The 25,486-nt window shown below is 71.5% G+C and carries 24 protein-coding genes; 10 read left to right on the forward strand and 14 right to left on the reverse strand.

Going from position 1 to position 25,486, the window contains the following annotated elements; all coding sequences use genetic code 11:
* From IF20_RS01045 to IF20_RS01055, 3 genes are all read right to left on the reverse strand, one after another.
* Positions 1-3,714, reverse strand: a complete 3,714-nt coding sequence (locus IF20_RS01045; RefSeq protein ID WP_110943675.1) for a nitrate reductase subunit alpha — start codon at positions 3,712-3,714, stop codon at positions 1-3.
* 729 nt (positions 3,715-4,443) lie between these two features.
* Positions 4,444-4,650 carry a hypothetical protein gene (locus IF20_RS01050; RefSeq protein ID WP_052862973.1) on the reverse strand — a complete coding sequence of 69 codons (207 nt, stop codon included), beginning with the start codon at positions 4,648-4,650 and terminating at the stop codon, positions 4,444-4,446.
* Between the two features lie 62 nt (positions 4,651-4,712).
* Positions 4,713-4,925 (reverse strand): hypothetical protein, encoded by a 213-nt coding sequence (locus IF20_RS01055; protein WP_052862974.1) that lies wholly within the window; start codon positions 4,923-4,925, stop codon positions 4,713-4,715.
* 148 nt (positions 4,926-5,073) lie between these two features.
* Between IF20_RS01055 and IF20_RS01060 the strand changes: the two genes are divergently transcribed.
* Positions 5,074-5,580, forward strand: coding sequence for a GNAT family N-acetyltransferase (locus IF20_RS01060; protein WP_052862975.1), 507 nt, complete (start codon positions 5,074-5,076; stop codon positions 5,578-5,580).
* A 186-nt stretch (positions 5,581-5,766) separates the two neighbouring features.
* On the forward strand, positions 5,767-7,020 hold the full coding sequence (locus tag IF20_RS01065; RefSeq protein ID WP_052862976.1) for a 4-hydroxybenzoate 3-monooxygenase: 1,254 nt from the start codon (positions 5,767-5,769) through the stop codon (positions 7,018-7,020).
* A gap of 53 nt (positions 7,021-7,073) precedes the next feature.
* Here the strand turns inward: IF20_RS01065 and IF20_RS01070 are convergent, their stop codons facing one another.
* From IF20_RS01070 to IF20_RS01080, 3 genes are all read right to left on the reverse strand, one after another.
* A complete protein-coding gene (locus IF20_RS01070) occupies positions 7,074-7,625 on the reverse strand; it encodes a YbaK/EbsC family protein (protein WP_052862977.1) in 552 nt (183 codons plus the stop codon).
* 86 nt (positions 7,626-7,711) lie between these two features.
* A complete protein-coding gene (locus IF20_RS01075) occupies positions 7,712-8,284 on the reverse strand; it encodes a helix-turn-helix domain-containing protein (RefSeq protein WP_052862978.1) in 573 nt (190 codons plus the stop codon).
* A gap of 238 nt (positions 8,285-8,522) precedes the next feature.
* Positions 8,523-9,317 (reverse strand): acyltransferase, encoded by a 795-nt coding sequence (locus tag IF20_RS01080; protein WP_052862979.1) that lies wholly within the window; start codon positions 9,315-9,317, stop codon positions 8,523-8,525.
* A gap of 280 nt (positions 9,318-9,597) precedes the next feature.
* On the opposite strand from IF20_RS01080, the gene IF20_RS01085 reads away from it, so the two are divergent.
* Positions 9,598-10,017 (forward strand): PPOX class F420-dependent oxidoreductase, encoded by a 420-nt coding sequence (locus IF20_RS01085; RefSeq protein WP_052862980.1) that lies wholly within the window; start codon positions 9,598-9,600, stop codon positions 10,015-10,017.
* Between the two features lie 54 nt (positions 10,018-10,071).
* Here the strand turns inward: IF20_RS01085 and IF20_RS01090 are convergent, their stop codons facing one another.
* Together IF20_RS01090 and IF20_RS01095 are read right to left on the reverse strand one after the other, a co-directional pair.
* Positions 10,072-10,608, reverse strand: coding sequence for a gamma carbonic anhydrase family protein (locus IF20_RS01090; protein ID WP_052862981.1), 537 nt, complete (start codon positions 10,606-10,608; stop codon positions 10,072-10,074).
* Between the two features lie 174 nt (positions 10,609-10,782).
* A complete protein-coding gene (locus IF20_RS01095) occupies positions 10,783-11,448 on the reverse strand; it encodes a DedA family protein (protein ID WP_052862982.1) in 666 nt (221 codons plus the stop codon).
* Between the two features lie 532 nt (positions 11,449-11,980).
* On the opposite strand from IF20_RS01095, the gene IF20_RS01100 reads away from it, so the two are divergent.
* Both IF20_RS01100 and IF20_RS01105 read left to right on the forward strand, forming a co-directional pair.
* Positions 11,981-12,616 (forward strand): hypothetical protein, encoded by a 636-nt coding sequence (locus IF20_RS01100; RefSeq protein WP_052862983.1) that lies wholly within the window; start codon positions 11,981-11,983, stop codon positions 12,614-12,616.
* Positions 12,613-13,335 carry a transglycosylase SLT domain-containing protein gene (locus IF20_RS01105; protein WP_199896433.1) on the forward strand — a complete coding sequence of 241 codons (723 nt, stop codon included), beginning with the start codon at positions 12,613-12,615 and terminating at the stop codon, positions 13,333-13,335. Before IF20_RS01100 ends, IF20_RS01105 begins: the two co-directional genes overlap by 4 nt.
* 120 nt (positions 13,336-13,455) lie before the next feature.
* Here IF20_RS01105 and IF20_RS01110 read toward each other — a convergent pair whose 3' ends face one another.
* Positions 13,456-13,908 carry a DUF4442 domain-containing protein gene (locus IF20_RS01110; RefSeq protein ID WP_052862985.1) on the reverse strand — a complete coding sequence of 151 codons (453 nt, stop codon included), beginning with the start codon at positions 13,906-13,908 and terminating at the stop codon, positions 13,456-13,458.
* A gap of 210 nt (positions 13,909-14,118) precedes the next feature.
* On the opposite strand from IF20_RS01110, the gene IF20_RS01115 reads away from it, so the two are divergent.
* Positions 14,119-15,177 carry a hypothetical protein gene (locus IF20_RS01115; RefSeq protein WP_052862986.1) on the forward strand — a complete coding sequence of 353 codons (1,059 nt, stop codon included), beginning with the start codon at positions 14,119-14,121 and terminating at the stop codon, positions 15,175-15,177.
* A gap of 39 nt (positions 15,178-15,216) precedes the next feature.
* Positions 15,217-16,566, forward strand: coding sequence for an MFS transporter (locus tag IF20_RS01120; protein WP_052862987.1), 1,350 nt, complete (start codon positions 15,217-15,219; stop codon positions 16,564-16,566).
* Between the two features lie 108 nt (positions 16,567-16,674).
* On the opposite strand, the gene IF20_RS01125 is transcribed toward IF20_RS01120, so the two are convergent.
* The 4 genes from IF20_RS01125 to IF20_RS01140 form a co-directional block, all read right to left on the reverse strand.
* Positions 16,675-17,490: a spermidine synthase gene (locus tag IF20_RS01125; protein WP_052863450.1), complete on the reverse strand. Its 816-nt coding sequence runs from the start codon at positions 17,488-17,490 to the stop codon at positions 16,675-16,677.
* 204 nt (positions 17,491-17,694) lie between these two features.
* Positions 17,695-18,600: a patatin-like phospholipase family protein gene (locus IF20_RS01130; RefSeq protein WP_052862988.1), complete on the reverse strand. Its 906-nt coding sequence runs from the start codon at positions 18,598-18,600 to the stop codon at positions 17,695-17,697.
* A gap of 297 nt (positions 18,601-18,897) precedes the next feature.
* Positions 18,898-20,199: an elongation factor Tu gene (gene tuf, locus IF20_RS01135; RefSeq protein ID WP_110943678.1), complete on the reverse strand. Its 1,302-nt coding sequence runs from the start codon at positions 20,197-20,199 to the stop codon at positions 18,898-18,900.
* A 147-nt stretch (positions 20,200-20,346) separates the two neighbouring features.
* Complete coding sequence (locus IF20_RS01140) at positions 20,347-20,586, reverse strand: hypothetical protein (RefSeq protein WP_052862989.1); 240 nt, start codon at positions 20,584-20,586, stop codon at positions 20,347-20,349.
* Positions 20,587-20,755: 169 nt separating this feature from the next.
* On the opposite strand from IF20_RS01140, the gene IF20_RS01145 reads away from it, so the two are divergent.
* Positions 20,756-21,466, forward strand: coding sequence for a TVP38/TMEM64 family protein (locus IF20_RS01145; protein WP_052862990.1), 711 nt, complete (start codon positions 20,756-20,758; stop codon positions 21,464-21,466).
* A gap of 314 nt (positions 21,467-21,780) precedes the next feature.
* On the opposite strand, the gene IF20_RS01150 is transcribed toward IF20_RS01145, so the two are convergent.
* Positions 21,781-22,257 (reverse strand): ATP-binding protein, encoded by a 477-nt coding sequence (locus tag IF20_RS01150; RefSeq protein ID WP_052862991.1) that lies wholly within the window; start codon positions 22,255-22,257, stop codon positions 21,781-21,783.
* A gap of 173 nt (positions 22,258-22,430) precedes the next feature.
* On the opposite strand from IF20_RS01150, the gene IF20_RS01155 reads away from it, so the two are divergent.
* The gene (locus IF20_RS01155; protein WP_110943679.1) at positions 22,431-23,708 is read left to right on the forward strand and encodes a helix-turn-helix domain-containing protein; all 1,278 of its coding nucleotides are present in this window, start codon (positions 22,431-22,433) and stop codon (positions 23,706-23,708) included.
* 488 nt (positions 23,709-24,196) lie between these two features.
* Positions 24,197-24,775 (forward strand): flavoprotein, encoded by a 579-nt coding sequence (locus tag IF20_RS01160; RefSeq protein WP_052863453.1) that lies wholly within the window; start codon positions 24,197-24,199, stop codon positions 24,773-24,775.
* The last annotated feature ends 711 nt before the right edge of the window (positions 24,776-25,486 follow it).

Consider the following 25,486-nt stretch of genomic DNA (forward strand, 5'->3'; position numbering starts at 1 on the left):
TCAGTAGGTCACGTGCTGGGAGCGGCGGCGGATCGTGGTCACCGCGTCGCGCTGGTTCCCGGTCGGGCCGTGGTAGTTGGGGGCGAAGGACTGCTGGGCGTAGCCGCCGATGAGGTGGGTCGGCTTGATGAGCAGCTTGGTCAGGGCGTTGTGCACGCCGCCGCGCCGGCCGGTCGCCTCGGACTTGGGCACGTTCACCAGACGCTCCTGCACGTGGTACATGAAGACCGTGCCGGCCGGCATCCGGTGCGAGACGACGGCGCGGGCGACGACCACGCCGTTGGCGTTGACGGCCTCGATCCAGTCGTTGTCCGCGACGCCGATGGCGGCGGCGTCCTCCACGCCGAGCCAGATGACCGGGCCGCCGCGGGCGAGGGTCTGCATCAGCAGGTTCTCCTGGTACTCGGAGTGGATGGACCACTTCGAGTGCGGGGTGAGGTAGCGGACGGTGACGGCGCGTCCGTCTCCCTCGGTGTCGGCGGCGGTGGGCTCTCCCAGGGCCGCCAGGTTCAACGGTGGTCGGTAGACGGGGAGTTGCTCGCCGAACTCGGCCATCCAGTCGTGGTCGAGGTAGAAGTGCTGGCGACCGGTGAGGGTGTGCCAGGGCTTCTTGTGCTCGGTGTTGACGGTGAACGGCGAGTAGCGGCGGTCGGGCGCCTCCTTGCCGGACCATTCGAAGCTGGTGCCGACCTGGACGGGCCGGTCCTGGGTGTCGGAGAAGACCACCCGGCGTTCGGAGGCCGTCAGGCCCAGCTCCGCGAGGCCGGAGCCCGGGCCGCAACGGTCGGCGAGCCGGTCGAATCCCTCGGCGGCGAGCCGGCCGTTGGTGGTGCCGGACAGGGCGAGGATCGCCTCGCAGAACTTGACGTCGGTGTCGAGCAGCGGCCGGCCGTCCGCCACTCCCCCGTCGGCGGTTCCGCACCGCGTGGCCAGCCAGTCGGCCTCCGGCCCCGGGTGCACGGTGACGCCCTTGACGCTCATGCCGTGTTCCTCGGCGAGCGGTCCGAGGGTGGCGATGCGCTCGCCGAGGGCGGTGTAGTCGCGTTCGACGAGGGTCACCTTCGGTGCGTTGACGCCCGGTTGCGGTGGTGGTCCGCCGGCCCGCCAGTCGGCGGCGCGCCCGCCGGGCTGGGCGGCTTCGTCCGGAGTGTCGTGCGCCAGCGCGGTGGCGACCAGGTCGTACGCGGTGTCCAGCCGGCCCTTCGCGAGCTCGGCGACCTTGCGGGCCAGGCCGTGGAAGATCTCGAAGTCGGTGCGGGCCTGCCAGGGCGGGCTGATCGCGGGTGTGAAGGCGTGCACGTAGGGGTGCATGTCGGTGCTGGAGAGGTCGTGCTTCTCGTACCAGGTGGCGGCCGGCAGGACGAGGTCGGCGAAGAGCGTGGTGGAGGTCATCCGGAAGTCGAGGGCGAGCAGCAGGTCGAGCTTGCCGCGCGGCGCCTCCTCGCGCCAGGTCAGCTCGCGGGGGCGGTCCTCGGCCGCCGCCTCTTCGGCGCCGGCGTTGTCGCGGGCTCCCAGCAGATGGCGCAGGAAGTATTCGTTGCCCTTGGCCGAGGAGCCGATGAGGTTGGCCCGCCAGACGGTGAGGACGCGTGGCCAGTTTGCGGGGTCGTCGGGGTCCTCGCAGGCGAATTGCAGCTCTCCGGAGGCGAGCCGGCCGGCCACCCAGCGGTCGGGTTCCTGTCCGCTCTCGCGCACCGCGCGGCCCAGGTCGAGCGGGTTGGCGCCGAAGGTGGGCGCTGACGGCAGCCAGCCCTGCCGCGCCGACCGGGCGACCAGGTCGGCGGTGTGCCGTCCGGCAAAGGTGCCGCGACCGGTGGGCGAGGCCAGTGCGTCGGCCGGGTAGGACTCGTAGCGCCACTGGTCGGCGTGCAGGTACCAGTACGGCGTGCCGGCCATCTGCCGGGACGGGCGCACCCAGTCGGCGGCCGTCGCGAGCTGCTGCCAGCCGGTGTACGGGCGGACCTTCTCCTGGCCGACGTAGTGGGCCCAGCCGCCGCCGTTGACGCCCTGGCAGCCGGTCAGGATGAGCAGGGAGAGGAAGGCACGGTAGATGGTGTCGGAGTGGAACCAGTGGTTGGTGCCGGCGCCCATCACGATCATCGAGCGGCCGCGGGTCTGCTCGGCGGTGCGCGCGAACTCCCGCGCCACGCGCTCCGCCGCCGCGGCCGGCACCGAGGTGATCTCCTCCTGCCAGGCCGGGGTGCAGGGCTGCGAGGCGTCGTCGTAGCCGGTGGGCCACTGCCCCGGCAGGCCCTCGCGGCCGACGCCGTAGCGGGCCAGCAGCAGGTCGAAGACGGTGGTGACCGGGCGACCGCCGATCTCCCGGGTCGGCACGCCGCGCACCACCGTGCCGTTCGGTGTGTCGAAGCGGGGCAGGACGACTTCCGCGTCCGGGCCGCCGTGCCGGTGGAAGGAGAGCAGCGGGTCGACGCCGTCCAGGTCCAGGTTCCAGCGGCCCTCGCCGCCCTTGGCCCAGCGGTCGCCGAGGGTGCCCTTCGGTGCGACGACGTCGTCGGTGTCGGCATCGACCAGTACCGGCATCCAGGCCCGTACCTCCGGCACGGCGTCGGTGGCGATGCCCAGGTCGGCCGCGGTGACGAACTTGCCCGGGACGTACCGGCCGTCCTCGTGCTCCTCCAGCGCGACCAGGAAGGGCAGGTCGGTGAACTGCTTGACGTACTCGGTGAAGTAGGGCACCTGCCGGCGGACGAAGAACTCGGTGAGCACGACGTGGCCCATCGCCATGGCCAGCGCGCCGTCGGTGCCGGGGTGCGGATGCATCCACTCGTCGGCGAACTTGGTGGCGTCCGAATAGTCCGGGGAGATCACCACGACCTTCTGGCCGCGGTAGCGCGCCTCGGCCATCCAGTGCGCGTCCGGCGTCCGCGTCACCGGCACGTTCGAGCCCCACAGCATCAGGTAGGCCGCGTCCCACCAGTCGCCGGACTCGGGTACGTCGGTCTGGTCGCCGAAGACCTGCGGGGAGGCGACCGGCAGGTCCGCGTACCAGTCGTAGAACGAGATCATGGGCGCGCCGATCAGCGACATGAAGCGCGCGCCGACGGCGTGCGAGGCCATCGACATCGCGGGGATCGGCGAGAAGCCGGCCACCCGGTCGGGGCCGTAGGCGCCGATGGTGTGCACGTGCGCGGCGGCGGCGATCTCCAGCGCCTCGTCCCAGCCGGCGCGGACCAGTCCGCCGCGGCCGCGTGCCTCCTGGTAGGCGCGCCGGCGTTCGGGGTCGGAGGTGACGTCCGCCCAGGCCGCGACCGGGTCGCCACCGAGCCGCGCCTTGGCCCGGCGGTACATGTCCAACAGGACGCCGCGCACCATGGGGTACCGCACCCGGGTCGGCGAGTACGTGTACCAGGAGAAGGAGGCGCCCCGGGGGCAGCCGCGCGGTTCGTACTCGGGGCGGTCGGGGCCGACGGACGGGTAGTCGGTCTGCTGGGTCTCCCAGGTGATCAGCCCGTCCTTGACGTAGACCTTCCACGAACACGAGCCGGTGCAGTTCACGCCGTGGGTGGAGCGCACGACTTTGTCATGCGCCCAGCGATTCCGGTACGGCGTGTCATTGACGGGCTGATCGGTGCGGTAGACGGCCCGCAGATCGGCGGTGCCGGGAGCTTTCCGCAGTAGCTGACCGGCCCGGAGCAATTGTTCGGCCGCCCTCGCCGCCGCCCGTTCCGCTTCCGCCCGCGCCCTACGTCGCACCAGCCGTCAACCTTTCACGAGCACCTCCGGACGGCACGGCCCGGCGGCGCAGGAGTGTTCCGTTTGCGCCGCCAGCATCCCGTCGCCCACCAGGCCACACGCACAGATTTCTGGCCACTTGGAAATACCTGGAACAGTTTTTCCCCGGTCATTGCCATGGTTTCTTCATGCATATCATTCACGACAAGAATTATTCGGCCACGCCCCGATGACCAGGAACGAACCGTCACACGACCGGCCCTCGGGCGGCGATTAGGGCGAACCATTGCCGCCGCGCCGCCGATAAGGCCGCCGGGCGTTTCGCAACACGACCGATTTCCCCCTCGCGCCGCTGCCGGTCGACGTCTCCACCGTCCGTCCGGCGCCGACCGGATGTGCCGAACGCATAATCGCTGACCAGGAGTTGCGCCGCACTTGTCCAAGGTCTGGCCAAGCCCTTCACGAGCCCGAGCGGCCCCCTCGACGCCCCTCCACGGCCCGCCCTGTCATCCGCCCGGCGGGATCACATCGACCACCAGGGCATACAACTGACGCTCAAGCACCTGGCGCCACGAACGCATCACAGACACCAACCATGGGCCACGACACCACCGGTGGCCGGATCTGCACACCGTCGCCCGGCAACGACCGCCCGCGCACGCCGAACGGACCCGACCGGCTCCAGCCCCGGGATACGGACGGCTTTACAGGCCCCGGCCGGGCCGACCGGGGCCGCCGCCCTGAGGGGTGTCACGGGTGGTCGGGGCGCTCCTCGGCGGGTACACCGCCGCCGGGGCCGCCGCCCTTGTTCCCCTTGTCCGTGCCGTGCGCGTGCTCGGCACCGCCGGGGCCGACCTTCCGGTCGGAGCCCGCCTTGGCATCGGCCGCGTCCTGGACGGCCGCGCTCTTGCCGCTGCGGCGGAGTTCGTTCGACTGCGGGTTCTTGCTGCTGCTCACAGCGCACTCCTCTCCTGATGGCCGACACGGGCCGGTCCCACGACCGGCACGGGTCACTGTTCTCACGAACCGTGCTGGTCGTCGCGCTCGTTGCGCTGTCCCTTCGGGCCCAGCCCACGCTCGGTGCGGGGGCCGTGGGTCTGCCAGTGCGGGTCGCCCTCCAGCCTCTCCTTGGCCTCCTCGTTCGCGTGCTTGTCCGGGACCCCGTGGTCCTCGGCCTCCCGGCGGAGCTGCGCCCGCCGCCTGTCGAACTTCTTGCTTCCTGGTTCGGGCATACCTTCCACACCTCCACTGAACCGGTTGCCCACTCCCAGGGTCGCAAATCACCCGATAAGCCGCTAACGCGCCACGCCCACCCCGAATACATGGCCATGCCATGGAAATTCTCGGCCCGCGGAAACTGTCCTGCGATAGCGTCCCGACGTGATCGAGATACGCCAGGCGGACCCCGAGGACGCCGAAGAACTGGTACGTCTGCGCCGGCTGATGTTCGCCGCGATGGACGGTGCCGACCAGCCGGGAGACTGGGAAGCGGAGGCCGTGGACATCGCGCGGCGACAACTGTCGGGCCCCGATCCGGTCCTCGGCGCCTTCGTGGTCGACGCGGACGCCGGTAGCGGTCGTCGGCTGGCCGCGTGTGCCGTGGGGACGGTCGAGCAGCGGCTTCCCGCGCCGCAGCACCCCACGGGCCGGTTCGCCTTCATCTTCAACGTGTGCACGGATCCGGAGTACCGCGGGCGCGGCTACGCCCGTGCGACCACCGAAGCGCTGCTGGAGTGGCTGGCCGGGCAGGGCGTGTCCCGGATCGACCTGCACGCGACGGACGAGGCGGAGGGGCTGTACCGCAGCCTCGGCTTCACCGAGCACTCGACGCCGCTGTCCTTGGACGCCCGCAGCTTCCGCCGACGTCCGGCACCGGACCCCATCTGACCCACCTGCCCCACCGGGGCGACCGGGGCGACCGGAGTGACCACGGCGACCGGGCCGACCGGGCGGCCGGAGTGACCGGGGCGGCCGGAGTGACCGGGGCGGCCGGTTCCACCCGACGCGCCTGACCAGGGAATTCGGCCATACACTGCCAGCCGGTTCTGACCCCGCACGAAGGGAACCGCCACCGTGGCCGACGCCGCCGTCCCCGCCCCCTCCGGCTTTTCCGGCACCTCCGCCGAGGAGGCACACCGCACCTCCGTCGTCATCATCGGCGCCGGCCCCGCCGGGCTCACGCTCGCGAACGTCCTGCATGCCGCCGGCGTCGGCTGCGTCGTACTGGAGGCGGAGAGCCGGGAGTTCATCGAGCAGCGGCCGCGGGCCGGCTTCATCGAGGAGTGGGTGGTCCGCGCCCTGGAGCGGCACGGGCTGGCCGACCGGCTGCTGGAACGGGCCGAGCGCCAGCGGGCGTTCGAGTTCCGCTGGGGCGGGGAGCGGCATGTGGTGGAACCCGGCCGGTTCTCCGGGCAGAGCCATTTCGTCTATCCGCAGCCGCTGTTGGTGACCGATCTGGCGGCCGCCTACGTGGACGCGGCGGGCGGCGACATCCGCTTCCGCGTGCGGGACGTACGCCCCGAGGGCATCGACACCGACCGGCCCTCCGTGTCGTACACCGATCCGGAGACGGGCGTGCGGCACCGCATCGACTGCGCGTACATAGCCGGGTGCGACGGTGCCCGCAGCGTGGCGCGCGCGGCGATACCCGCCGACGAACTCCGCATCTCCCGCTTGGACTACGGCATCGGCTGGCTGGCGCTGCTCGCGGAGGCCCCGCCGTCCGCCGAGGGCGTCGTCTTCGGCCTGCACGAGCGCGGGTTCAGCGCCCACATGGCACGCACACCCGAGGTCACCCGCTACTACCTGGAGTGCCCGCCGGGCGACGACCCGGCGAACTGGTCGCACGACCGGATCTGGCGCGAGCTGCGTGCGCGTCTGGCCGCGACCGGCGCGCAGCCGCTCGCCGAGGGCCGGATCATCGAGAAGACGGTTCTCGACATGCACAACTACGTCGTCGAGCCGATGGGGTACGGCCGCCTGTACCTGGCCGGCGAGTCCGCCCACCTGGTCGCACCGATCGCGGCCAAGGGCATGAACCTGGCGATCCACGACGCGCTGCTGCTCGGCCGGGCGCTCGGCACCGCCTGCACGACCGGGGACGAGGACGGGCTCGCCCGCTACTCGGACGCCTGCCTGCGGAAGGTCTGGCAGTACCAGGAGTTCTCCCAGTGGCTGTCCGACGTGATGCACGGCGCGTCGTCCGGCGACCGGTTCCGCGCGGGCACGGCGGAGGCCCGGCTGCGCCAGTTGTTCGCCTCGGACGCGGCGGCCGCCGCCTTCGGCGAGACGTACCTCGGCACGGCGACGGACATCGAAACGCTCTGACCGGCAGCCGGGCGTTCGGCGGTCGGCACCTGGCGTCCGGCCTCCGCGCGTGCTCAGCCCGCGGCGCGGCCCAGCCCCTCCAGTACGCGGGCGCCCGGCAGGGCAGCGAGGGCCTTGCCCGGGACGATGAGCTTGCCGCGCCGGGCGCCGCTGCCGATCAGCACGTACGGCGTGTCCGCGACGGCCGCGTCCACCAGCAGCGGCCAGTCGGCGGGCAGCCCGATGGGGGTGATGCCGCCGTACTCCATGCCGCTGCCGCCGATCGCGGCGTCCATGGGCGCGAAGGACGCCTTGCGGGCACCGAGTTCGCGCCGTACGACGCCGTTGACGTCCACGCGGGTGGTGGAGAGGACGACGCAGCCGGCGAGGGTGATGTTGTCGCCGCGCTTGCCCGCCGCCACGACGCAGTTCGCGGACAGGTCGAGCAGCCAGGAGCCGTAGTGCTCGACGAGGAGGGCGGTGTCGGCGATGGCCGGGGCGGTGTCGACGTACCGGAGCTGCTGGACGTCCATCGGTCCCTGCCAGTCACGGAGCGCGGCGGCGACGGGCTCGGGCAGCAGTTCCACGCAGTCGATGGCGGGCCGGTGGTCTTCGAAGGCGTCCATGGGCGTGCGCGAGGGAGTGGGTGTCGACATGTCCGTCAAGCTAACAGCAACACGAGCCCAGTTGACTCCTGTCTCGGCTCTCGGACTCAGCGCCCCGCCGGGACGCTCACCGACATGACCATCTCCACGGTCTCCTCGCCGTCGTTGCGGTACTCGTGCGGGACGGCGGCCTCGAAGGCGGCCGAGGCGCCCGCCGGAACCGCATGGGCGGTGCCGCCGAGGACGAGCGTCAGCTCCCCCGCGCGTACGTGGATCAGCTCCTTCGTCCCTTGCGGATGCGGGTCCGACTCGCTGCGGTCCCCCGGCATCAGCCGCCAGTCCCACAGCTCGAACGGGCCGGGCGCCTCCGTGCCGACGAGCAACGAGGTGTGGCTGCCGGCCTCGGTCGACCACAGCCGGACGGCCTCGCCGGGCCCGACGAGACGCAGCTGCGGACCCTGGTCGTACTCCAGCAGCCTGGTGATGCTGATGCCGAGGGCGTCAGCGATCTTCACGGTCGTCCCCACGCTCGGGTTCGTCCGGGCCTGCTCGATCTGAATGATCATGCCGCGGCTCACGCCCGCGCGGGCGGCGAGGGCGTCGAGCGTGTAGCCCCGTTGGCCGCGCCAGTGCTTGAGGTTGCGCGCCAGCGACTGCGTGAGCTGATCGAGATCCGTCACGTTCCATCCAGTTCAGTCCGGTCGGGCCCGTTTCCCGAAGGCCGAGCGAGAGCCGGGTGGAGGTCGGGTGGCGACCTCGCCCGGTTCAAAATACCCGATTCGCAGTACAGTTCCCTGCACTGCGCTCCCATGCAGTCCCTCGCACTCCAGCGTTCAGCACACTGTACTTGCGAGGCTCCCCGTCCAGGCACTGACCGTCCTCAAGGAGCGGCTGCGCGCCTCCCGGACGGCGGGCGCGTCACCGGCCCTCGCCGGTTCGGCGCTGCTCGCCGCCGGCGGCTGACGCCGGGACCTGGGCCCCCGCTTCCCACTCCGCGAGGGCGAGCAACTGCTCCGGGGTGACGCCCTCCGGGATCGGCTTCGGCGGCGGCGTACGCAGCGGGGGCTGCCAGCCCGCCGCCGGGTCCCAGGTGCGGACGACCTTGGCGGGCGCCCCGGCGACCACGGCATGGTCGGGCACCTCGCCGCGCACCACCGCGCCCGCCGCGACCACGACGTTCCGCCCCAGCCGCGCGCCCGGCAGGATCACCGCGCCGGCACCCAGCCAGGAGCCGGTGCCGATCTCGACGGGCGCGGTCCGCGGCCACTGCTTGCCCACGGGCTGCGCGGGGTCGTCGTACGAATGGTTGTCGCTGGTGATGTAGACGTACGGGCCGCAGTAGACCTCGTCGCCGATGACGACGGTCTGCGAGGCCACCACATGGCTGCCGCGGCCGAGCACGACACCGTTGCCCAGCCGCAGCACCGACTGCGGGCCGAGGTCGAGACCCGGCATCATGCCGGCGGTCAGCGTGACCTGTTCGCCGATGATGCAGTGCTCGCCGAGCTCGATCCACTGCTCGCCGAAGACCGTGCCCTGCGGGAAGGCGAGCCGCGTGCCGCCCCCGATGCGGCGGAAGCGGTACGGTCCGGGGCACTCGGCGGTCACCGCGCCGGCCTCTTGTACCCAGCGCACGCCTCGGTGCACGACCCACGAGGCGACCCGGCGCCGCGCGGCACCGAGGGATGAGAACACGTTCTTCTTCGCACGCACCCGCTTACCGTACTCACCGGTAGACCGAACGCACCCCACCGCGTCCTGTGATCTTCACCCCACGGTTACCCGCCGCCCGCCCCGGAGTCCCGGAGTCCCGGACCGGCCGTGCGACGGATTTCGCGGGGGTCGGTGCGGGAAGCGGCGGCCGGGATGTGGCACGGTTCAGGTGCGTCTCGTGGTCCGCTCCGGATCCCGCCCGTACGGCCCGCCGTACGGTCCACCGCCGGTGGCCGGGCCGTACGACGCGCACGCACGCGAACGAGGAGGAGAAGAGTCCATGTCGAACCCGCCGCTTCCCGAGGCCGCCGTCGCCATGCTGAGCAAGGCGAACCCGGCCGTCATCACCACCCTCCGGTCCGACGGCCAGCCGGTGTCCACGGCCACCTGGTACCTCTGGGACGACGGCCGGGTGCTGGTCAACATGGACGAGGGCCGCAAGCGGCTGAACCATCTGCGCCGGGACCCCCGTGTCACGCTCACCGTCCTCGACGAGGAGAGCTGGTACACGCACATCAGCATCATCGGCCGGGTCGTCGAGTTCCGTGACGACGAGGGCCTGGCCGACATCGACCGGCTCGCCCAGCACTACATGGGCAAGGAGTACCCGCAGCGCGACCGCGCGCGGGTCAGCGCCTGGATCGAGATCGACCGCTGGCACGGCTGGGGCACCCTGAAGGACAACGACCAGCCCGGCTGAGCACCGCCGTTCGCACGACGTGGCCGCCTCCGCACGGAGGCGGCCACGCCCGTCTCAGTCGCCGCTCCGCACGGTCTCCCGGTGGCGGGCGGCCAGGTCCACGTAGACCGCGGCGTTCAGCTTGATGGACTCGCGCTCCTCGTCCGTGAGCTCGCGCTTGACCTTCGCCGGTACGCCGGCCACCAGCGAACCGGGCGGCACCTCCATGCCCTGCGGGACCAGCGCCTGCGCGGCGACCAGCGAGCCGGCACCGATCCGGGCCCCGTTCAGGACCGTGGCGCCCATGCCGACCAGCACGTCGTCCTCGATGGTGCAACCGTGCAGCACGGCGTTGTGCCCGACCGACACCCGCTCGCCGACGGTGACCGGGAAGCCCGGGTCGACGTGGACGGTGCAGTTGTCCTGGATGTTGCTCTCCGCGCCGATGTCGATGGGACCGCCGTCGGCCCGCAGGACGCTCTGGTACCAGACGCTCGACCCTGCAGCCATGGTGACCTCGCCCAGTACGACGGAGGTGGGCGCGGTGAACGCCTCGGGAGCGATCTTCGGCTCCGGCCCGCCGACCCCGGAAATCAATGCCTGTCCCGCCATCGCTGTCTCCTTCTCACGTCTCGTGAGCACGCCGTGATCACGTCTCGTCGCCATGGCCTGCCGCCATGTCCGGTCATCGCGCCGAGAGCACCGTAGGCGACGTACGGGCGCGATCCGCCCCCGCTGGGGTGAAGATCACAAGGAGAAGAAGCACCAAGAAGAAGCGGGGCGGGGCTACTCGGCGGCCGCGGAGGCCGCCGGCTGCTCCTGCTTCCCCTGCTGCTCCTCATGGGCCGCGGCGGCCTTGGCCGCCCGGCGCTTCATGACGACCAGGGAGCCGAGGCCGAAGAGGACCGCGGCGACCAGGCCCAGCCACGAGAAGCGCTTCAACCAGGGCTCGGCGACGATGCCGACGCTGTAGATCAGGGCGGTGGTGCCGCCGGCCCAGACGACGCCGCCCAGCACGTTGGCGATCAGGAACTTCCAGTACGGCATCCGCAGCACGCCCGACAGCGGGCCGGCGAAGATCCGCAGCAGCGCGATGAAGCGGCCGAAGAACACCGCCCACATGCCCCACTTGGCGAACTTCTCCTCGGCCATCGCGACGTGCTCGGGCCCGAAGTGGCGCGGGAACTTCCGCCCGGCCCAGTCCAGCAGCGGCTGGCCGCCCTTGCGGCCGATGAGGTAGCCGATGGAGTCACCGACGATGGCGCCGACCGTCGCGCACGCGCCCAGCACGAAGGGGTTGATGTGGTCCTGCGTGGCGGCCAGCAGCGACGCGCTGACGAGCACGATCTCGCCCGGCAGCGGAATGCCCAGGCTCTCCAGCCCGATGACAACCCCCACCAGGAGATAGACGCTCACCGCGGGTACGGACTCGAGCCACTCCTGGACGTGCAACGCGCCGTTCCTCCACCTCGTATCGGGCCCACCGTGCGGGCCGCCCCCTGACGCGCGGTACCGCGCGTCCGGGAAGCGTACTAGATCTGCTGGTCACGGCCGCCGTCGTCGCACACGGCGCGCGACAGCCGGTCAGCCGTTCCCTCTTCAGGAAGTGGGACGCGAGCCAGAGCCCATCAGTTGCCCGCGACCTCGACCGAATCGCGCGGGACCACGGTCGTATGGACGAGGCCGCGGCGTACGTACCGAGCGCTGCCGTATCTCCGCCGTAGGGGCACCGCCCGCTGAACAGGGGATTCTCGGTACTGCTGACGGAACTGCTGTTCGGTGTCGCCGGGCGGCTCCGCCCCGGCTCGTGACCGAAGGCAGGCCCCCGAGGGGAACCGCATGGCAATAAGCGGCACCGGCCCGTCCGGAACCAGCGATCCGCTGGCGTCGGTCCGCGCGCTCGGGCCGCGGCAGCGCAAAGCGACGTTGGACACCTTTTCGGGTGCGCTGCAAAATCGGCGAAAAAACCACCCGAGGAGAGGTCATGCCAAAAGGCCCGCAGCGTTATCCCGGCGCATCCACCCGGCATTGGTTTCAAAACAAATTTCCCGGAAATGTCCAGCAGGTCAATACGATCGTGCTGCACACCACAGAGGGCACCGCGGTACCGTCGTACGCCGGCGGATCGCAGGCCCCGAATTTCACGCTCCTACCGGATCCGCGCAGCAAGCGGATCGTCGCCTACCAGCACTTCGATTTCGATCGCTCCAGTCGGGCGCTCGCCAACAAACCCGGTGGCGTACAGACGAACACCCTCAACGTCACACAGGTGGAACTGGTGGGCACCTGCGACCCCTCGACGCACGACAAGTGGACCGAAGCGAACCGAGCACACGTCTTCTGGCCGCAAGCCCCCGGCTGGGCGCTGGAAGGCCTGGTGGAACTGCTCGTGTGGGCCCACCGGGAGCACGGCGTCCCGCTGACGGGGCCGAATTCCTGGAAGCCCTACCCCGCTTCCTACGGCGCCACCAGCACCCGCATGTCGGCCTCGCAGTGGAACGGTTTCCGTGGCATCTGCGGCCATCAGCACGTACCCGAGAACGATCACGGCGACCCCGGCTCCCTGGACTTCCGGCGCGTGCTGGAGCTGGCCAAGAAAAAGTTCGGGAGCAACTCGTGACCGCCCCGGAGAACGTCGCAACCAGAGTCGTTCAGGAATGCTTGGTGAGCGAATTCCCGGACGCCGGCTACGGAGCCGAGTACGGCAAGTTCTGGGGACCGGGAACGCGGAAGGTCTACGGTCGCTGGCAACGGGGGCTGGGCCTCTCCGGCGCCGACGCCGACGGCGTACCCGGGAAATTCTCGCTGACCGAGCTGGCCAAGAAGCACGGGATGGAAATTCGCGGCAGGTTCGCCGAGGACTGTGTCGACCCGATCCACACCGGCCAGATCGATTTCTCCGGACGCGGCGCGTGGCCCGCCGGCCGCGCCGCGTGCGAGAAGCACATCCGCAAGGCGCTGGACATCATGGGCCTGCCCGAGCGGTACTGGCTGCCGGGGCTGTTGACGATCGCCTCGCGCGAGAGCGCGTACAACGCCTCGAAGCACCAGATCAACACCCATGACGACAACGCCAGGAACGTCCCCGATCTGTTCGGCGGGCGGAACGCGCCGGACGGCTTCAAGGGCATGTGTTCACGCGGCATGCTGCAGACCGTTCCGCAGACCTTCGCGCGGTTCCACGCCACGGGAACCAGTCGGAAGATCTACGATCCCGTGTCCTCGGCAGCCGCCGCGAACAACTACATCATGTCCCGTTACAAGGTGGCGCGGGACGGCCACGACCTCGCCGCGAAGGTGCGGCAGGCCGATCCGAACCGGCGCGGCGGAGGCTACTGACCTCAGTACGGTGCAGACTGTCGAGGCCGGTAGCGGGCCCCGGCCGTGGCGACGACGACGCCGGCCGGGGAGCGCACGCTGTTTCCTGCACCCTCAGCTGTTCAACCGTTTCCTGCACCTTCAGCTGTTCAACCGCAGCGTCCAGACAACCGTCATCTCACCCGTGACGGCCTCGTCCTCGCGCTGAATGGCGATGCTCACCGGAAATTCCGGCCGCCCGCCCGCGTCGAGCTCGGCGACGACCTCGGCCACCGGGCGGCCGAGGGTCGCCGTGGCGGTCACGGGCCCCTTGGCCACCTTCTTGTAGTCGATCTCGGCGCGCACCGCGAGCGGCACCGCACGCGAGAGCTGATCACCGAAGGCCTTGAGCACGATGGCACCGCTGGCCGACTCGGCCAGCGTGAACATGGCGCCCGCGTGGGGACCGCCGATGTGATTGTGGAAGTCCGACTGGTCCGGCAAACGGAGCACCGCACGCTCCGAGGTGACCTCGATGAACTCCAGATTCAGGGTCCGCACCATCGGGACCGCGGCGGCCAGCATTTCACCCATCGAGGCGCTCTCAACTGTCATGCGGATGATGTTACTGCTGAGTAGATCAACTGGCCACCACTCGCCCGCGAGGCGCCCCCAAGTGGCGAGCGGCGCGGTCGGCCGGCGACACCGCGGCGCGGTGCCGAAGTCACCCGAAGCGCCACGAAGCGCATGCGAAAGTCAGAGTTCTGTCACGCTCACCGGGGCAGCTGTGACACCTCCCACCTCGGCCCTTTATCGTTAGCGCCCATGTGGCCAGGACAGCAGCCGCCCGGGGGCGAGCAGAACCCGCAGGGGCAGAACCCGCAGGGACCGACCCCTCAGGGGCACAACCCTTATCAGCAGCCGGGGTACCAACAGCCGAATCCGTACCAGCAGCAGGGTTATCAGCAGCCGGGTTACCAGCAGCCCAACCCCTACCAGCAGCACCCGACGCAGCCGCAGTGGCAGGGGCCGGGCGGGCCGCAGCCGCCCAAGAACAACGGCAGCAACGAGAAGAAGACCACCGTGACGATCGCCATCGTCGCGGCGGTAGCGGTCGTGGCGGCCGCCGTGGTCACCGGCGTCGTCGTCCTCCAGGGCGGCGAGAAGAAGCCCGTCGCCCATGGCAACACCGAGCCCAGCAAGTCCGCGACGGCCGAGCCCTCGGAGTCGTCGGACGACGGGAGTGCGGGCGGCGGTCCCGGCGGCGACCCGAACGCGCCCGACCAGCCCGTGATCAAGGGCTGGCAGACGGTGATCAACAGCAAGCGGCACGTCGCCTTCGACGTCCCCACCAAGGACTGGACGACCACCTCGGCGGACACTTGGGGCAGCTTCCTGATCGCCGACAAGAAGGACAAGGACTACGGCAAGCCGATCGTCACCATGACCGCTCCTGCCTACCTCAAGGAGAACTGGTGCACGGTCAAGGACAAGGACGGCAACGAGCACACCTCCGCGCTGGCCGGCACCGGCGTCAAGGGCGCCCAGGGTGCCAAGAGCCAGGGCGACGCCGCCCACAACGAGTCCCTGAACTGGGTCCTCGCGGGATACGACCAGAAGCAGACCGGCACCCGTAAGGACACCAAGTCCGTACCCTTCAAGAGCGACCACGGCATCACGGGGAAACTGGCCACCTCGACCGTGACCGGCGTGAAGAAGCACGACAAGTGCGACTCGGACGGCAAGGCGTACGCGATCACGTACACCGACACCACCGGCGAGTACGCCACCTGGGTCCTGTACGCCGCCAAGGGCGTCAAGGGCGAGCTCGACGAGGCCACGATCAAGAAGATCATGAGCTCCCTGCGGCCGCTCGACGAATAATCCAGTGACGCCTTCGGGCAAGAACGCGATGCTGTTGTGATGACGATGAAGCGTCCCGTGTGGGCGGGGCGCAATTACACGCTGCTGACGGCCGCCGCCGTGGTCACCGGTCTCGGAAGTTCCGGGGCCCTGATCGCGGCGGCGTTCGCCGTGCTCCAAGCCGGCGGATCGGCGACCGACGTGGGCCTGGTCGCCGCGGCCCGCACCATCCCCCTGGTGATCTTCCTCCTCATCGGAGGCGCGCTCGCCGACCGGCTGCCGCGGCACCGCGTGATGGTCGCCGCCAACGCTCTGAACTGCGTGTCCCAGGGCGCCTTCGCGGTGTTGGTACTCACCGGGGAACCCCGCCTGTGGCAGATGGCGCTGCTGTCCGCGCTCGGCGGCACCGGGCAGGCCTTCTTCGCGCCGGCCGCCGAGGGCATGGTGCTGGCCAGCGTCTCCGGCGAGCACTCGGGCCGCGCCTTCGCCGTCTTCCGCATGGGCATGAACGGCGCGAACATCGGTGGCGCCGCACTGGGCGGCGCGCTGATCGCGGCCGTCGGCCCCGGCTGGGTGCTGGCGGTCGACGCCGCCGCCTTCGCCCTCGCCGGCCTGCTGCGCGCCTTCCTCGACGTACGGGGCGTGCCACCGCGAGAACCGGGGCACGGCCTGCTCACCGATCTGAGGGACGGCTGGCGGGAGGTCGTCTCGCGGCCGTGGCTGTGGTCGATCGTCCTGCAGTTCGCGATCGTCAATGCCGTCGTGGCGGCTGCCGAGGCGGTGTACGGGCCGCTGGTCGCGCAGGAGCACTTGGGCGGCCCGGGGCCGTGGGGGCTGGCGTTGGCGGCGTTCGGTGCCGGTACGGTCGGCGGCGCGCTGCTGATGACCCGGTACAAGCCTCGGTACCTGCTGCGCGTGGGCGCGCTGTGCGTCTTCCCGCTCGCTCTGCCGTCCGCCGCGCTGGCCGTGCCGGTGCCGGCCGGTGCGCTGGCGGCCGTGATGTTCGGCGCGGGCATCGCGGTCGAGGTGTTCGCGGTGACGTGGATGATGGCGCTGCACCAGGAGATACCGGAGGAGAAGTTCTCCCGGGTCTCCTCGTACGACTGGCTCGGCTCGCTCGCCATGGTACCGCTGGCCACCGCCCTCGCGGGCCCCGTCCAGGACCTGATCGGCCGCACCTCCGCCCTGTGGGCGTGCTCGGCGCTGATCGCACTGCTGACGGCGGCCGTGCTGTGCGTTCGGGACGTTCGGCAGCTGCGGCGCCGGCCGGACACGACGACGGTGGCCGCCGAGGCGGCACCCGCGTCGGACGCCGCCGAGCCCTCTCAGGGGACCGCCGAGGTCCCCGGCCAAGTCCCGGTGACCGGCCTCCCGGCCTCCGCCGCGGCCGACGACGTCACGCCGCACTGAGAAGCTGCCCCACGGAGCCATCACCCACGGAACACCCTACGAAGCTGTCAACCCATGAAGCTGTCACCCACGAAGGTGTCAGACACGAAGCTGTCAGCCACGAAGGTGTCAGCCCACGCTGAACGCTCCGGCGGGTGGCGCGGGTGAGGGGACGGCGTCCTCGTCCCGCACCGGCTGCGCGTCGCCGATGAGCTGCCGCAGCCGCGGGCCGTGTTCGACCCGGGCGGGGAAGGCGTCGGCCGCCACCCGCCGGGCGATCTCCGGCAGCGGCAGCTCCTCCTGGGAGGCGACGAGGACCGCGTTCCCGAAGCGCCGTCCGCGCAGCACCGCCGGCTCCGCGATCAGGCAGAGCCGCGCGAAGACCGCCGCGTAGTTGGCGAGCTGGCCACGCAGGAAGGTGAAGGGCGCGCTGTCGGCCAGGTTCGCCACGTAGCAGCCACCGGGGCGCAGCGCCCGGCCGGCGGCCCGCGCGTACTCCGCCGACGTCAGGTGCGCCGGCACCCGCGACCCGCCGAAGACGTCCGCCACGACGATGTCGGCAGCGGCCTCCGGCGCCGACTCCAACGCGGCACGGGCATCCGCGGCCTGTACGGATATGCCGCTGTCGGGCGGCAGTGGGAGATGCTCGCGTACGAGGTCGAGCAGGCCGCGGTCGGCCTCGACCACCTGCTGCCGGGAGCCGGGCCGGGTCGCGCCGAGGTAGCGCGGCAGGGCCAGCGCACCGCCTCCGAGGTGCAGCGCATCCAGCGGACGGCCCGGCTCGGCCACCGCGTCCAGGACGTGCCCGATCCTGCGGGCGTACTCGAACTCCAGGTACGTCGGCTCGTCCAGATCCACGTACGACTGCGGAGCACCGTCCACGGTCAGCAGCGCGGCACGCGGCCTGTCCACGTCCGGCAGCAACTTGGCCGTGCCGCAGTCCACTTCCCGCGTGACGGGTACGAGGGCCGAACCGAAGTCGGGGCCGGGGCCGGGGCCGAGGCCGGTGCCGGGGTCGGAAGTTGTCGGGTCGCCGACGGCTGCCGGCGCGTCGTTTCGCTCTGCCACCGTCTTATTGTGCGGTGCGCAGGGCGACTTCCGTACCCGCCCGCCCGGCGGGGGGCGGGTGGCGTACGGCCGGGCTTCGGGTCAGCGGTCCGCTCCGCCCGCCCATACCCGGGCCGCCTCCGATGCGTGCGCGGCGGCCTGGACGCGGCCGGCGCGGGCCGCGGCGGCGCGCTTGGAAGGGTCCAGAACGTTACGGCCGAAGGCCGCCCGCGCGGCGCGGTCCGGCGTGACGACCAGTACCTCCGCACCGTCCGCCGCGAGCCGCGCGGCCTGCGCGCGAGGCGTCGCGACGGGGCCGCCGCCCGACGCCATGGGGGCGATCACGACGACGCGCCCGTACCCGGCGGCGAGGTCCGCGTTCGCGCACGAGTGGACGCCGCCGTCGATCCACCGCCGGTCCCCGATCGTCACGGGCGGCCAGACACCCGGCACCGCGCAGCTCGCGGCCACCGCATCGGCGAGCTTCACGCCGCTGCCTCCGTCGAAGGCGCTGCGCTCGCCCGTGTACGCGTCCACTGCCGTGATCATCAGCCGCCGGGCCGGCCACTCCTGGGACAGCAGCCGTCCGGCGATCACCGCGCGCTGGGTGTTCTCCGGCCCCGTACGAGCGGCCAGCGCGAGCCGCCCCATCCGCGCGCCGAAGGTCACCGCGTCCCGCGACCGCAGCGCGATGGCCGCGAACCGGGCCATCGACACGGCCCCCATCCGGGCCGGCGCGCCGCCACCTTGTGCGATGCCCACAGCACCTGCGGATGCACCGACCGAAGGGCCGCTCGAAGGCCCGGCCAGCTGTCGTTCGTACAGCTCCTCCAACGTCAGCTGCCCGGAGGTGAGCTGGGCGCCGACCAGGGACCCCGCGGACGTGCCGATGACGACATCGGCCGAGCAGAGGTCCACCCCCGCCTCGGCCAGTCCGGCGAGCATCCCGATCTCCCAGCCGATGCCCGTGAGTCCGCCACCGCCCAGCACCAACGCCGTACCCGCCATGCGTGCCGCTCTCCCGATTCTCGATGGTCCGTCATTCATCAGTCGTCCGGCGTTTCCGGCGCTCCGGGCATCCGGTGCTCCAAGGGTCCGCCGGACGTGCAGTCTTCCATCGAGAACGCGCCGCCGACAGGCCCCATCCGGACCCGGCGCGCACGCCCGGGCACTTGCGCTCCCGCACAAGAAACTGCACGTGAACACGGGTGTGCAGGTGCACGTGTCGGCGCACGGTACGGCGCGGCGGAAGCTCCTCCAGGGGCGTGCCGAGACCCCGTTCCGGAGCTTCGGCACGCCCCGCTCTCAACGCGCGTCCGGCAGCACGCTCCGGATCGCCCCGGCACCCACCGTGCGGCCGCCCTCGCGGATGGCGAAGCCGAGGCCGGGCTCCACGGGGGTGCCGCGGCCCAGCCGCACGGTGACGTGGACGGTCTCGCCCGGCCGGGCGGTGCCGCGCTCCCCGAGGTCCAGCTCGCCGACCACGTCGGCCGTGCGGAGGTAGAACTGCGGCCGGTACCCGGTCGACAGCGGCGTCCGACGGCCGCCCTCCTCCGCGGACAGCACATACACATCGGCGGTGAACGCACGGTACGGGGTGACGCTGCCCGGCGCCGCGATCACCTGACCGCGGCGGACCGCGTTCCGGGCCACGCCGCGCAGCAGCAGCGCCACGTTGTCGCCGGCCTCCGCGTACTCCATCGGCTTGCCGAAGGTCTCCAGGCCGGTGACCACGGACAGGGTGCCGGCGCCCGAGGCCGTACCCGCCCCGTGCCCCGTCGCCCGCGCCGCGTCCACCGCGCCCAGGATCTCCACGTGGTCGCCCTTGCGTACGCGGCCGCGCTCGACCGCTCCGGTGACGACCGTGCCGCGGCCGGTGATCGTCAGCACGTTCTCCACCGGGAGCAGGAACGGCGCGTCCACGTACCGCTCGGGAGTGGGCACGTACGTGTCCACCGCGTCCAGCAGCGCTTCGATGGCCGCCGTCCAGCGCGGGTCGCCCTCCAGGGCACGCAGGCCGGAGACGCGGACGACGGGTACGCGCTCGCCGTCGTACCCGTTGGCGACCAGCAGCTCGCGGACCTCCAGCTCCACCAGGTCGGTGAGTTCGGGGTCGCCGGCGTCGGCCTTGTTGAGGGCCACGACCAGGTGGCGCACGCCGACCTGACGGGCCAGCAGTACGTGCTCGGCGGTCTGCGGCATGACCCCGTCGAGCGCGGAGACGACGAGGATCGCGCCGTCGAGCTGGGCGGCACCGGTGACCATGTTCTTGATGAAGTCGGCGTGGCCGGGCATGTCGACGTGCGCGTAGTGCCTGGTGCTCGTCTCGTACTCGACGTGCGCGATGTTGATGGTGATGCCGCGGGCGCTCTCCTCGGGGGCCCGGTCGATGCGGTCGAACGGCACGTACGTACCGCTGCCGCGCTCGCTCAGGACCTTGGTGAGGGCGGCGGTCAGCGTGGTCTTGCCGTGGTCGACGTGGCCGATCGTGCCGATGTTGAGGTGCGGCTTGGTGCGCAGGTAGGCCGACTTGGCGCCGGGGGCCGCGCCGCGGGCGCGAGCGGGGGAAGGAGTGCGGGAAGGAATGCGGGAAGGAGTGCTCGACATGGGTACGTGATCTCCTCACGCGCCGGGCAGGCGTGACGACGCCGCGGTGGCGCGGTGCTGCGGTGAGACGGCGGCTCGGCCGCCGTACGGACCCCCTGGCCTGGCCGACCCTCCCCCTGCGGGGCCCGCCGGACTGTCCGGGAAGGGTCAGCTTCGGACGCCGCCGAGTGCGGCGCAGGAGACTGCTGCCACGGCAGCGAGGTGCGGAACGGCGGCAGTGGCGTGCGGAACGGCCTCGGTGACGTGCGGAATCGCGTCGGTGGCGTGCGGCCTGACGGCGGTGGCGTGAGGAACGACGTCGGTGGCGTGCGGCCTGACGGCAGTGACGGCAGCCTTCGGCGCGTCCGCGGCAGCGGACCTGAGCGCGTGGAAGGCGAACCGGGTCATGGACAAAGGATCGCGGGCGGACGCGGCCACGTCGACTTATTTTTGCGCTGCACGAGTCCGCGGCGCCGACGCCGTCCTGTGGCCGTCTCCTCCGCCTCGTTGCTCACGGACGGTCACCCGTACACAGTTATTACACCGTTCTGACACCCGGTTCGGTTACGCTCCCCTGATGCTCGAATCCGCTACCCCGCCCGACGCCTTCGCCGTGCGCTGTACGCGGCTCCTCCTGTCGCCGTGGTCCCGGCTGGGGCTGCTGGTCGCTCTGCTGGCCTGCGCCGCGACCGCCGTGGTCGTATGGCAACCGCAGCGCATGCTCGCTCACGGGTGGCCGCCGCAATTCTCCGGCGGCACGGCCGTGGTGCTGTTCACGGTCGCCTACGGCCTGTGCACCACGGCGTTCGTCCCGCGCCCCGTGCTGAACGCCGCGGCGGGGGCGCTCTTCGGCGCTCAGACAGGTACCCCGGCAGCGCTGATCGGCACGGTGCTCGGCTCCGGGCTCGCCTTCGGCCTGGGCCGGCTGCTGGGCCAGGACGCGCTGCGCCCGCTGCTCCGCGCCCGCTGGCTGACCGCGGCCGATCGCCAGCTGAGCCGGCACGGCTTCCGTTCGATGCTGGCCATCCGGCTCTTTCCCGGCCTGCCCTTCGCCGCCACCAACTACTGCGCGGCGGTGTCCCGTATGCGGTGGCCCGCCTTCCTGCTCGCCACCGCGCTCGGCAGCATCCCGAACACCGCCGCATATGTCGTGGCCGGCGCGCAGGCGTCCACGCCCACGTCGCCCGCGTTCCTGATCTCGATGGGCTTCATCGCCGTCACGGGGCTGGCGGCGGTCGCCGTGGCGTGGTGGAAGCGCGGTGCATTGCGCGGCACTTCGGATTCGTGACCCGGGAACAGGACGGGTGACGTGTACCGCACGCACGTGCACCTACTCGTGCAACTGCATCCGCATTCGTTTCCCGCATCATCTCCTGCATCGACATCTGCAATTCCTTTGTCGCAATGGGCAGACGACTCATCGCCGTGATGAACAGATAGCCCTGCAGATGCCAATGCGCCCCTGAATGCGCCCCCTATTGCCCCCGTCGGCGACAAGAAGTGACAAGTCGGCGACGGTGAACAGCATTCCCCCAGGATTTCGTTCAGTTCCGGTCAATCGTCAACACGGTACGCGCCATTCCCCTTTTCGCCACCGCTCCCTCAGACGCATCGGAGAGGGACCCTGGCGCCGGCCATCTGCGTGGCCGTGCTGCCTCCTGACACCTGCCGCGTGCCCGTACGCGGCACCCGGCCGACCGGGATCTCCGCCCAACACCGCTTGCCCGTCGGCGTCCGCTCGGCACCATGGTTGGCGGACAGCGCCGCGACGAGGAACAGCCCACGCCCGCCCTCGTCGTCCAGGTCCGCGAAGCCCGCGCTCGGCAGCTCAGCGCTGGTGTCGAAGACCTCGACCAGCAGGACCTCGCCGTGCAACCGGGCACTGACGGCGACGAGGTCACCGCCCGCGTGCTGGACCGCGTTGGTGATCAATTCGCTGGTTACCAGTTCGACGTTCTGGAGTGACTGGGCGTCGAACTGCACGCTCCAGCTCCGTAAGTCGCTCATTACCCGGCGCCGCGCTGCTGCCGCGGCGGCGGGCGTACCAGGCACGGAGAAGCTGAGCCCGTGCGCTTGCATGAGTGGCCTCCTGACTGAGTGGGCAACTCAGGCAAGCAGCGATGCGACCGCTGTGGCCAGATCGGACGTCGGCGATGCATCACTTATGCAGGAGTTGCATCACTCTCGATTATGGTTTCATTACGCTCGGTTGAGCAGTCAGGATCGGCGGCGGCAAAGGGGCCGTGGCACACATGGTCGACGCACAAAGTGAAGCGAAGCGGCTGGGCGAAGTGATCCGCCGGGCGCGAGTGCTGAAGAAGCGCTCGCAAGCGGATGTCGCCAAAGCCCTTGGCTATCACCAGTCGAAAGTGAGCCGCCTGGAAGGCGGCCGGGGCACCGAGGACACCCGATTGTTGCGTGAAGTCGCACAGGTACTCGGTATTCCGCTGGACAGTCTCGGCCTTGCTGCCTCCCCGGATGCAAGCACCGCCGACCCTGAGGCAGAGGACATGTACCGCCGCACCTTCCTCGCCGCGAGCATCGCTGCGCTCGCGACGCCCGACGTACCGGCCCCCGTCGCCCATGACGAACTGGTCCGTTCGCTTCTCCCCGGCCCGGGCAGGACGCCCACCAAGCCGGCACTGAAACTCGCCGAGCTCAAGGAACGGGTGAGCGCCGTCCGCCGGCTGTTCAGCACCTGCAGTTACAAGGAACTGGAGGGCACGATCCCCGGCGTGATCGCCGATCTGCGGAACGCGGCCGACCACAATTCGGCCGAGATTCCGCACCTTTCCGGCCTCCTTGCCACGGCGTACCAGACCGCGGCGGGCCTGCTGCTCAAGCAGAGCGACCACGGGAACGCCTGGCTCGCGGTCGGCCGCGCGATGGCGGAGGCCGAGCGCTCGGGGGACCCGGTGGTACTCGCCTCCAGCGTCCGCGTCCAGGCCCACGTCCTGGTACGCGAGAAGCACGCCGCGCAGGCCGTGACGATCGTCCGGCACACCGCGGAGCAGCTCTGCGGGTCCTACGACCGGCGTTCGTCGCAGTATCTGGCCGCCGTCGGACTGATGTTGCTGCGCGGCGTCACCGCGGCCAGCAGCAGCGGCGACCGGGCGGCCACCCGCGAGTTGCTCGACGAGGCGCGCGAGGTCGCCCGGTACGTCTCCCACGACCGGCCGGACGCCTGGGCCAACTTCAGCCCCACCAACGTCGAGCTGCACACCGTCAGCGCGTCCGTCTCGCTCGGCGACGCGGGGCAGGCGCTGGAGGCCGCACGCCCCCTCATGCGCCGGAACATCCCCGTGCCGGAGCGTCGCGCGGGGCTGTGGGTGGACGTGGCCCGCGCATACAGCCAGCAGGGCAAGCTCGCCGACGCCTTCCAGGCGCTGCGGATCGCCGAGCGCTGCGCGTCCCAGGACATCCGCCGGCCCGCGGTACGCGAAATGGTCGCCGACATGGCCGCCCGCGACCGCCACCGCGCCCTCCCGGAGCTGCACCTCTTCAGCCGCCGCCTAGGAGCCCCGGCGTGATCTGCCAGGACAGCCGCGCAAGCGGCACGGCGGAGACGAACGGGGGCGACGGCCGAGGCGAGGGCGACCTCGGGAGCCGTACGGCGGGCAAGGCCGTCCCCGGGGGTCGCGCGGCGGGCGAGGCCGGACCCGGGGGCCGTACGGAGAGCGAGGGCGGCCTCGGGGGCCGTACGGAGAGCGAGGGCGGGGCCGGGAGCCGTACGGAAAGCGAGGGCGGGGCCGGGAGCCGTACGGAAAGCGAGGGCGGGGCCGGCGACCGCGCGGGGGCGGAAGGCGGGCCCGGCGACCGAGCCGGGGCCGAGGACGGGGGCGAGCGCGGGGGTGTGTCACCGACGGTCGGTGGCAGTCGCCTGGCCGACGACTTGGCGCCGTCGACCTCTTCGACCACGCCGGCCGTCCCTACGGTCACGCCGGCCGGCCCTGCGACCGTTCCGGCCTCCCCCACCATCACTCCGGCCGTCCCCGCGACCACGTCGGCCCTCCCCGCGATCACTCCGGCTCTTCCCGCGGCTCGTACCCCCGCCCCGGCCGCCGCGGGCCGGCGGCCGTTCCTGTACGTGGTCCTCTGTGCCGCGGGCATCGCCGACGACGTCAGCAAGCTGATCGCGACCGCGCAGCAGCGCACCTGGCGCGTCGGCGTCATCGCCACGCCGCGCGGCCGGGAGTGCGTCGATGCCGCCGCCATCGAGGCCCAGACCGGTTACCCCGTGCGGTCGGCATGGCGCATGCCGGGCGAGCCACGCCCGTTACCGCCCGCCGACGCGATCGCGGTCGCCCCCGCGACGTTCAACACGATCAACAAGTGGGCCCAGGGCATCGCCGACACCCTCGCCCTGGCCATCCTGTGCGAGGCCCACGGCATCGGCATCCCCATCGCGGCGCTGCCCTACCTGAACGCCGCGCAGGCCGCGCACCCCGCCTACGCGCAGAGCCTGGCCCGGCTGCGCCGCATGGGCGTCCTGCTGGGCGACTACGCCCCGCACCAGCCCCGCACGGGCGGCGGCCGCCGCAGCTTCCGCTGGGAGCAGGCCCTCGACCTGCTGGCGCCGGCTCTGGAACGGCTGTAGCCGACGCCGGGGGGCCGGCCCCGAGGCCGGCCACCGGCGACAGCCACCCCTCGGGGCTACAAGGCCCGGACGGAGAACTGCGCAAGACCCGACGTTCGGCGAGACCGGCGCCGGTGGCTGCCCCGGCCGGTCAAGTCGGAGCGGCGCTGCGCCGGTGGCTGCCCCGGCCGGTCAAGTCGAAGCGGCGCTACGCCGGTGGCTGCCCCGGCCGGTCAAGTCGAAGCGGCGCTACGCCGGTCCAAGTTACTTGCGGTACGCCCTGCCGCGGGCGGGCGGCCGTCGCAGCTCCCGCCCCCCCTGCGCGGCCTTCGCCGCATCCGGGCCCCGCCACCCCGCCCCGCGCGGGACCGGGCCGATCGCCTGCCGGACACTTCGGGGCGCTACGCTGCCCTACGACCGGCGCAAGATCGCGCCGCAGCCCGCCCACGAGCCACCCGAAGAACAGCTGTGCCATCAGTGACCCGCACGTGCGTCTGCACGATCCGCGCTCCGCGTCCCATGTCGCGCTCGCGTCCCGTGCCACGCACCGAGGTCACCTGATACGACATCAGCCCCGCCAGCAAAGGGCCAGCCTGAGGACGACCACCACGACCCACTTCCCCGAACCGGCACGCTCAGCGGCCGCACGGACGACGGCCGCACCCCGACTTCACCGCCGACCTGCACGTTTGCCGGTCACGGCACGATCACCTTCCGGATGGCGTACTACCC

The organism is Streptomyces niger (assembly GCF_000718305.1).
GTDB lineage: Bacteria > Actinomycetota > Actinomycetes > Streptomycetales > Streptomycetaceae > Streptomyces > Streptomyces niger.

What these genes read in the sequence shown, in the direction of transcription:
- IF20_RS01085 (WP_052862980.1), top strand. Translation starts at nt 9,598, where the DNA reads ATGTCGAACCCGCCGCTTCCCGAGGCCGCCGTCGCCATGCTGAGCAAG.
- IF20_RS01130 (WP_052862988.1), bottom strand. Translation starts at nt 18,600, where the DNA reads ATGGCGGGTACGGCGTTGGTGCTGGGCGGTGGCGGACTCACGGGCATC.
- IF20_RS01100 (WP_052862983.1), top strand. Translation starts at nt 11,981, where the DNA reads ATGCCAAAAGGCCCGCAGCGTTATCCCGGCGCATCCACCCGGCATTGG.
- IF20_RS01090 (WP_052862981.1), bottom strand. Translation starts at nt 10,608, where the DNA reads ATGGCGGGACAGGCATTGATTTCCGGGGTCGGCGGGCCGGAGCCGAAG.
- IF20_RS01145 (WP_052862990.1), top strand. Translation starts at nt 20,756, where the DNA reads ATGCTCGAATCCGCTACCCCGCCCGACGCCTTCGCCGTGCGCTGTACG.
- IF20_RS01120 (WP_052862987.1), top strand. Translation starts at nt 15,217, where the DNA reads ATGACGATGAAGCGTCCCGTGTGGGCGGGGCGCAATTACACGCTGCTG.
- IF20_RS01110 (WP_052862985.1), bottom strand. Translation starts at nt 13,908, where the DNA reads ATGACAGTTGAGAGCGCCTCGATGGGTGAAATGCTGGCCGCCGCGGTC.
- IF20_RS01140 (WP_052862989.1), bottom strand. Translation starts at nt 20,586, where the DNA reads ATGACCCGGTTCGCCTTCCACGCGCTCAGGTCCGCTGCCGCGGACGCG.
- IF20_RS01150 (WP_052862991.1), bottom strand. Translation starts at nt 22,257, where the DNA reads ATGCAAGCGCACGGGCTCAGCTTCTCCGTGCCTGGTACGCCCGCCGCC.
- IF20_RS01115 (WP_052862986.1), top strand. Translation starts at nt 14,119, where the DNA reads ATGTGGCCAGGACAGCAGCCGCCCGGGGGCGAGCAGAACCCGCAGGGG.
- IF20_RS01155 (WP_110943679.1), top strand. Translation starts at nt 22,431, where the DNA reads ATGGTCGACGCACAAAGTGAAGCGAAGCGGCTGGGCGAAGTGATCCGC.
- IF20_RS01070 (WP_052862977.1), bottom strand. Translation starts at nt 7,625, where the DNA reads ATGGACGCCTTCGAAGACCACCGGCCCGCCATCGACTGCGTGGAACTG.
- tuf (WP_110943678.1), bottom strand. Translation starts at nt 20,199, where the DNA reads ATGTCGAGCACTCCTTCCCGCATTCCTTCCCGCACTCCTTCCCCCGCT.
- IF20_RS01055 (WP_052862974.1), bottom strand. Translation starts at nt 4,925, where the DNA reads ATGCCCGAACCAGGAAGCAAGAAGTTCGACAGGCGGCGGGCGCAGCTC.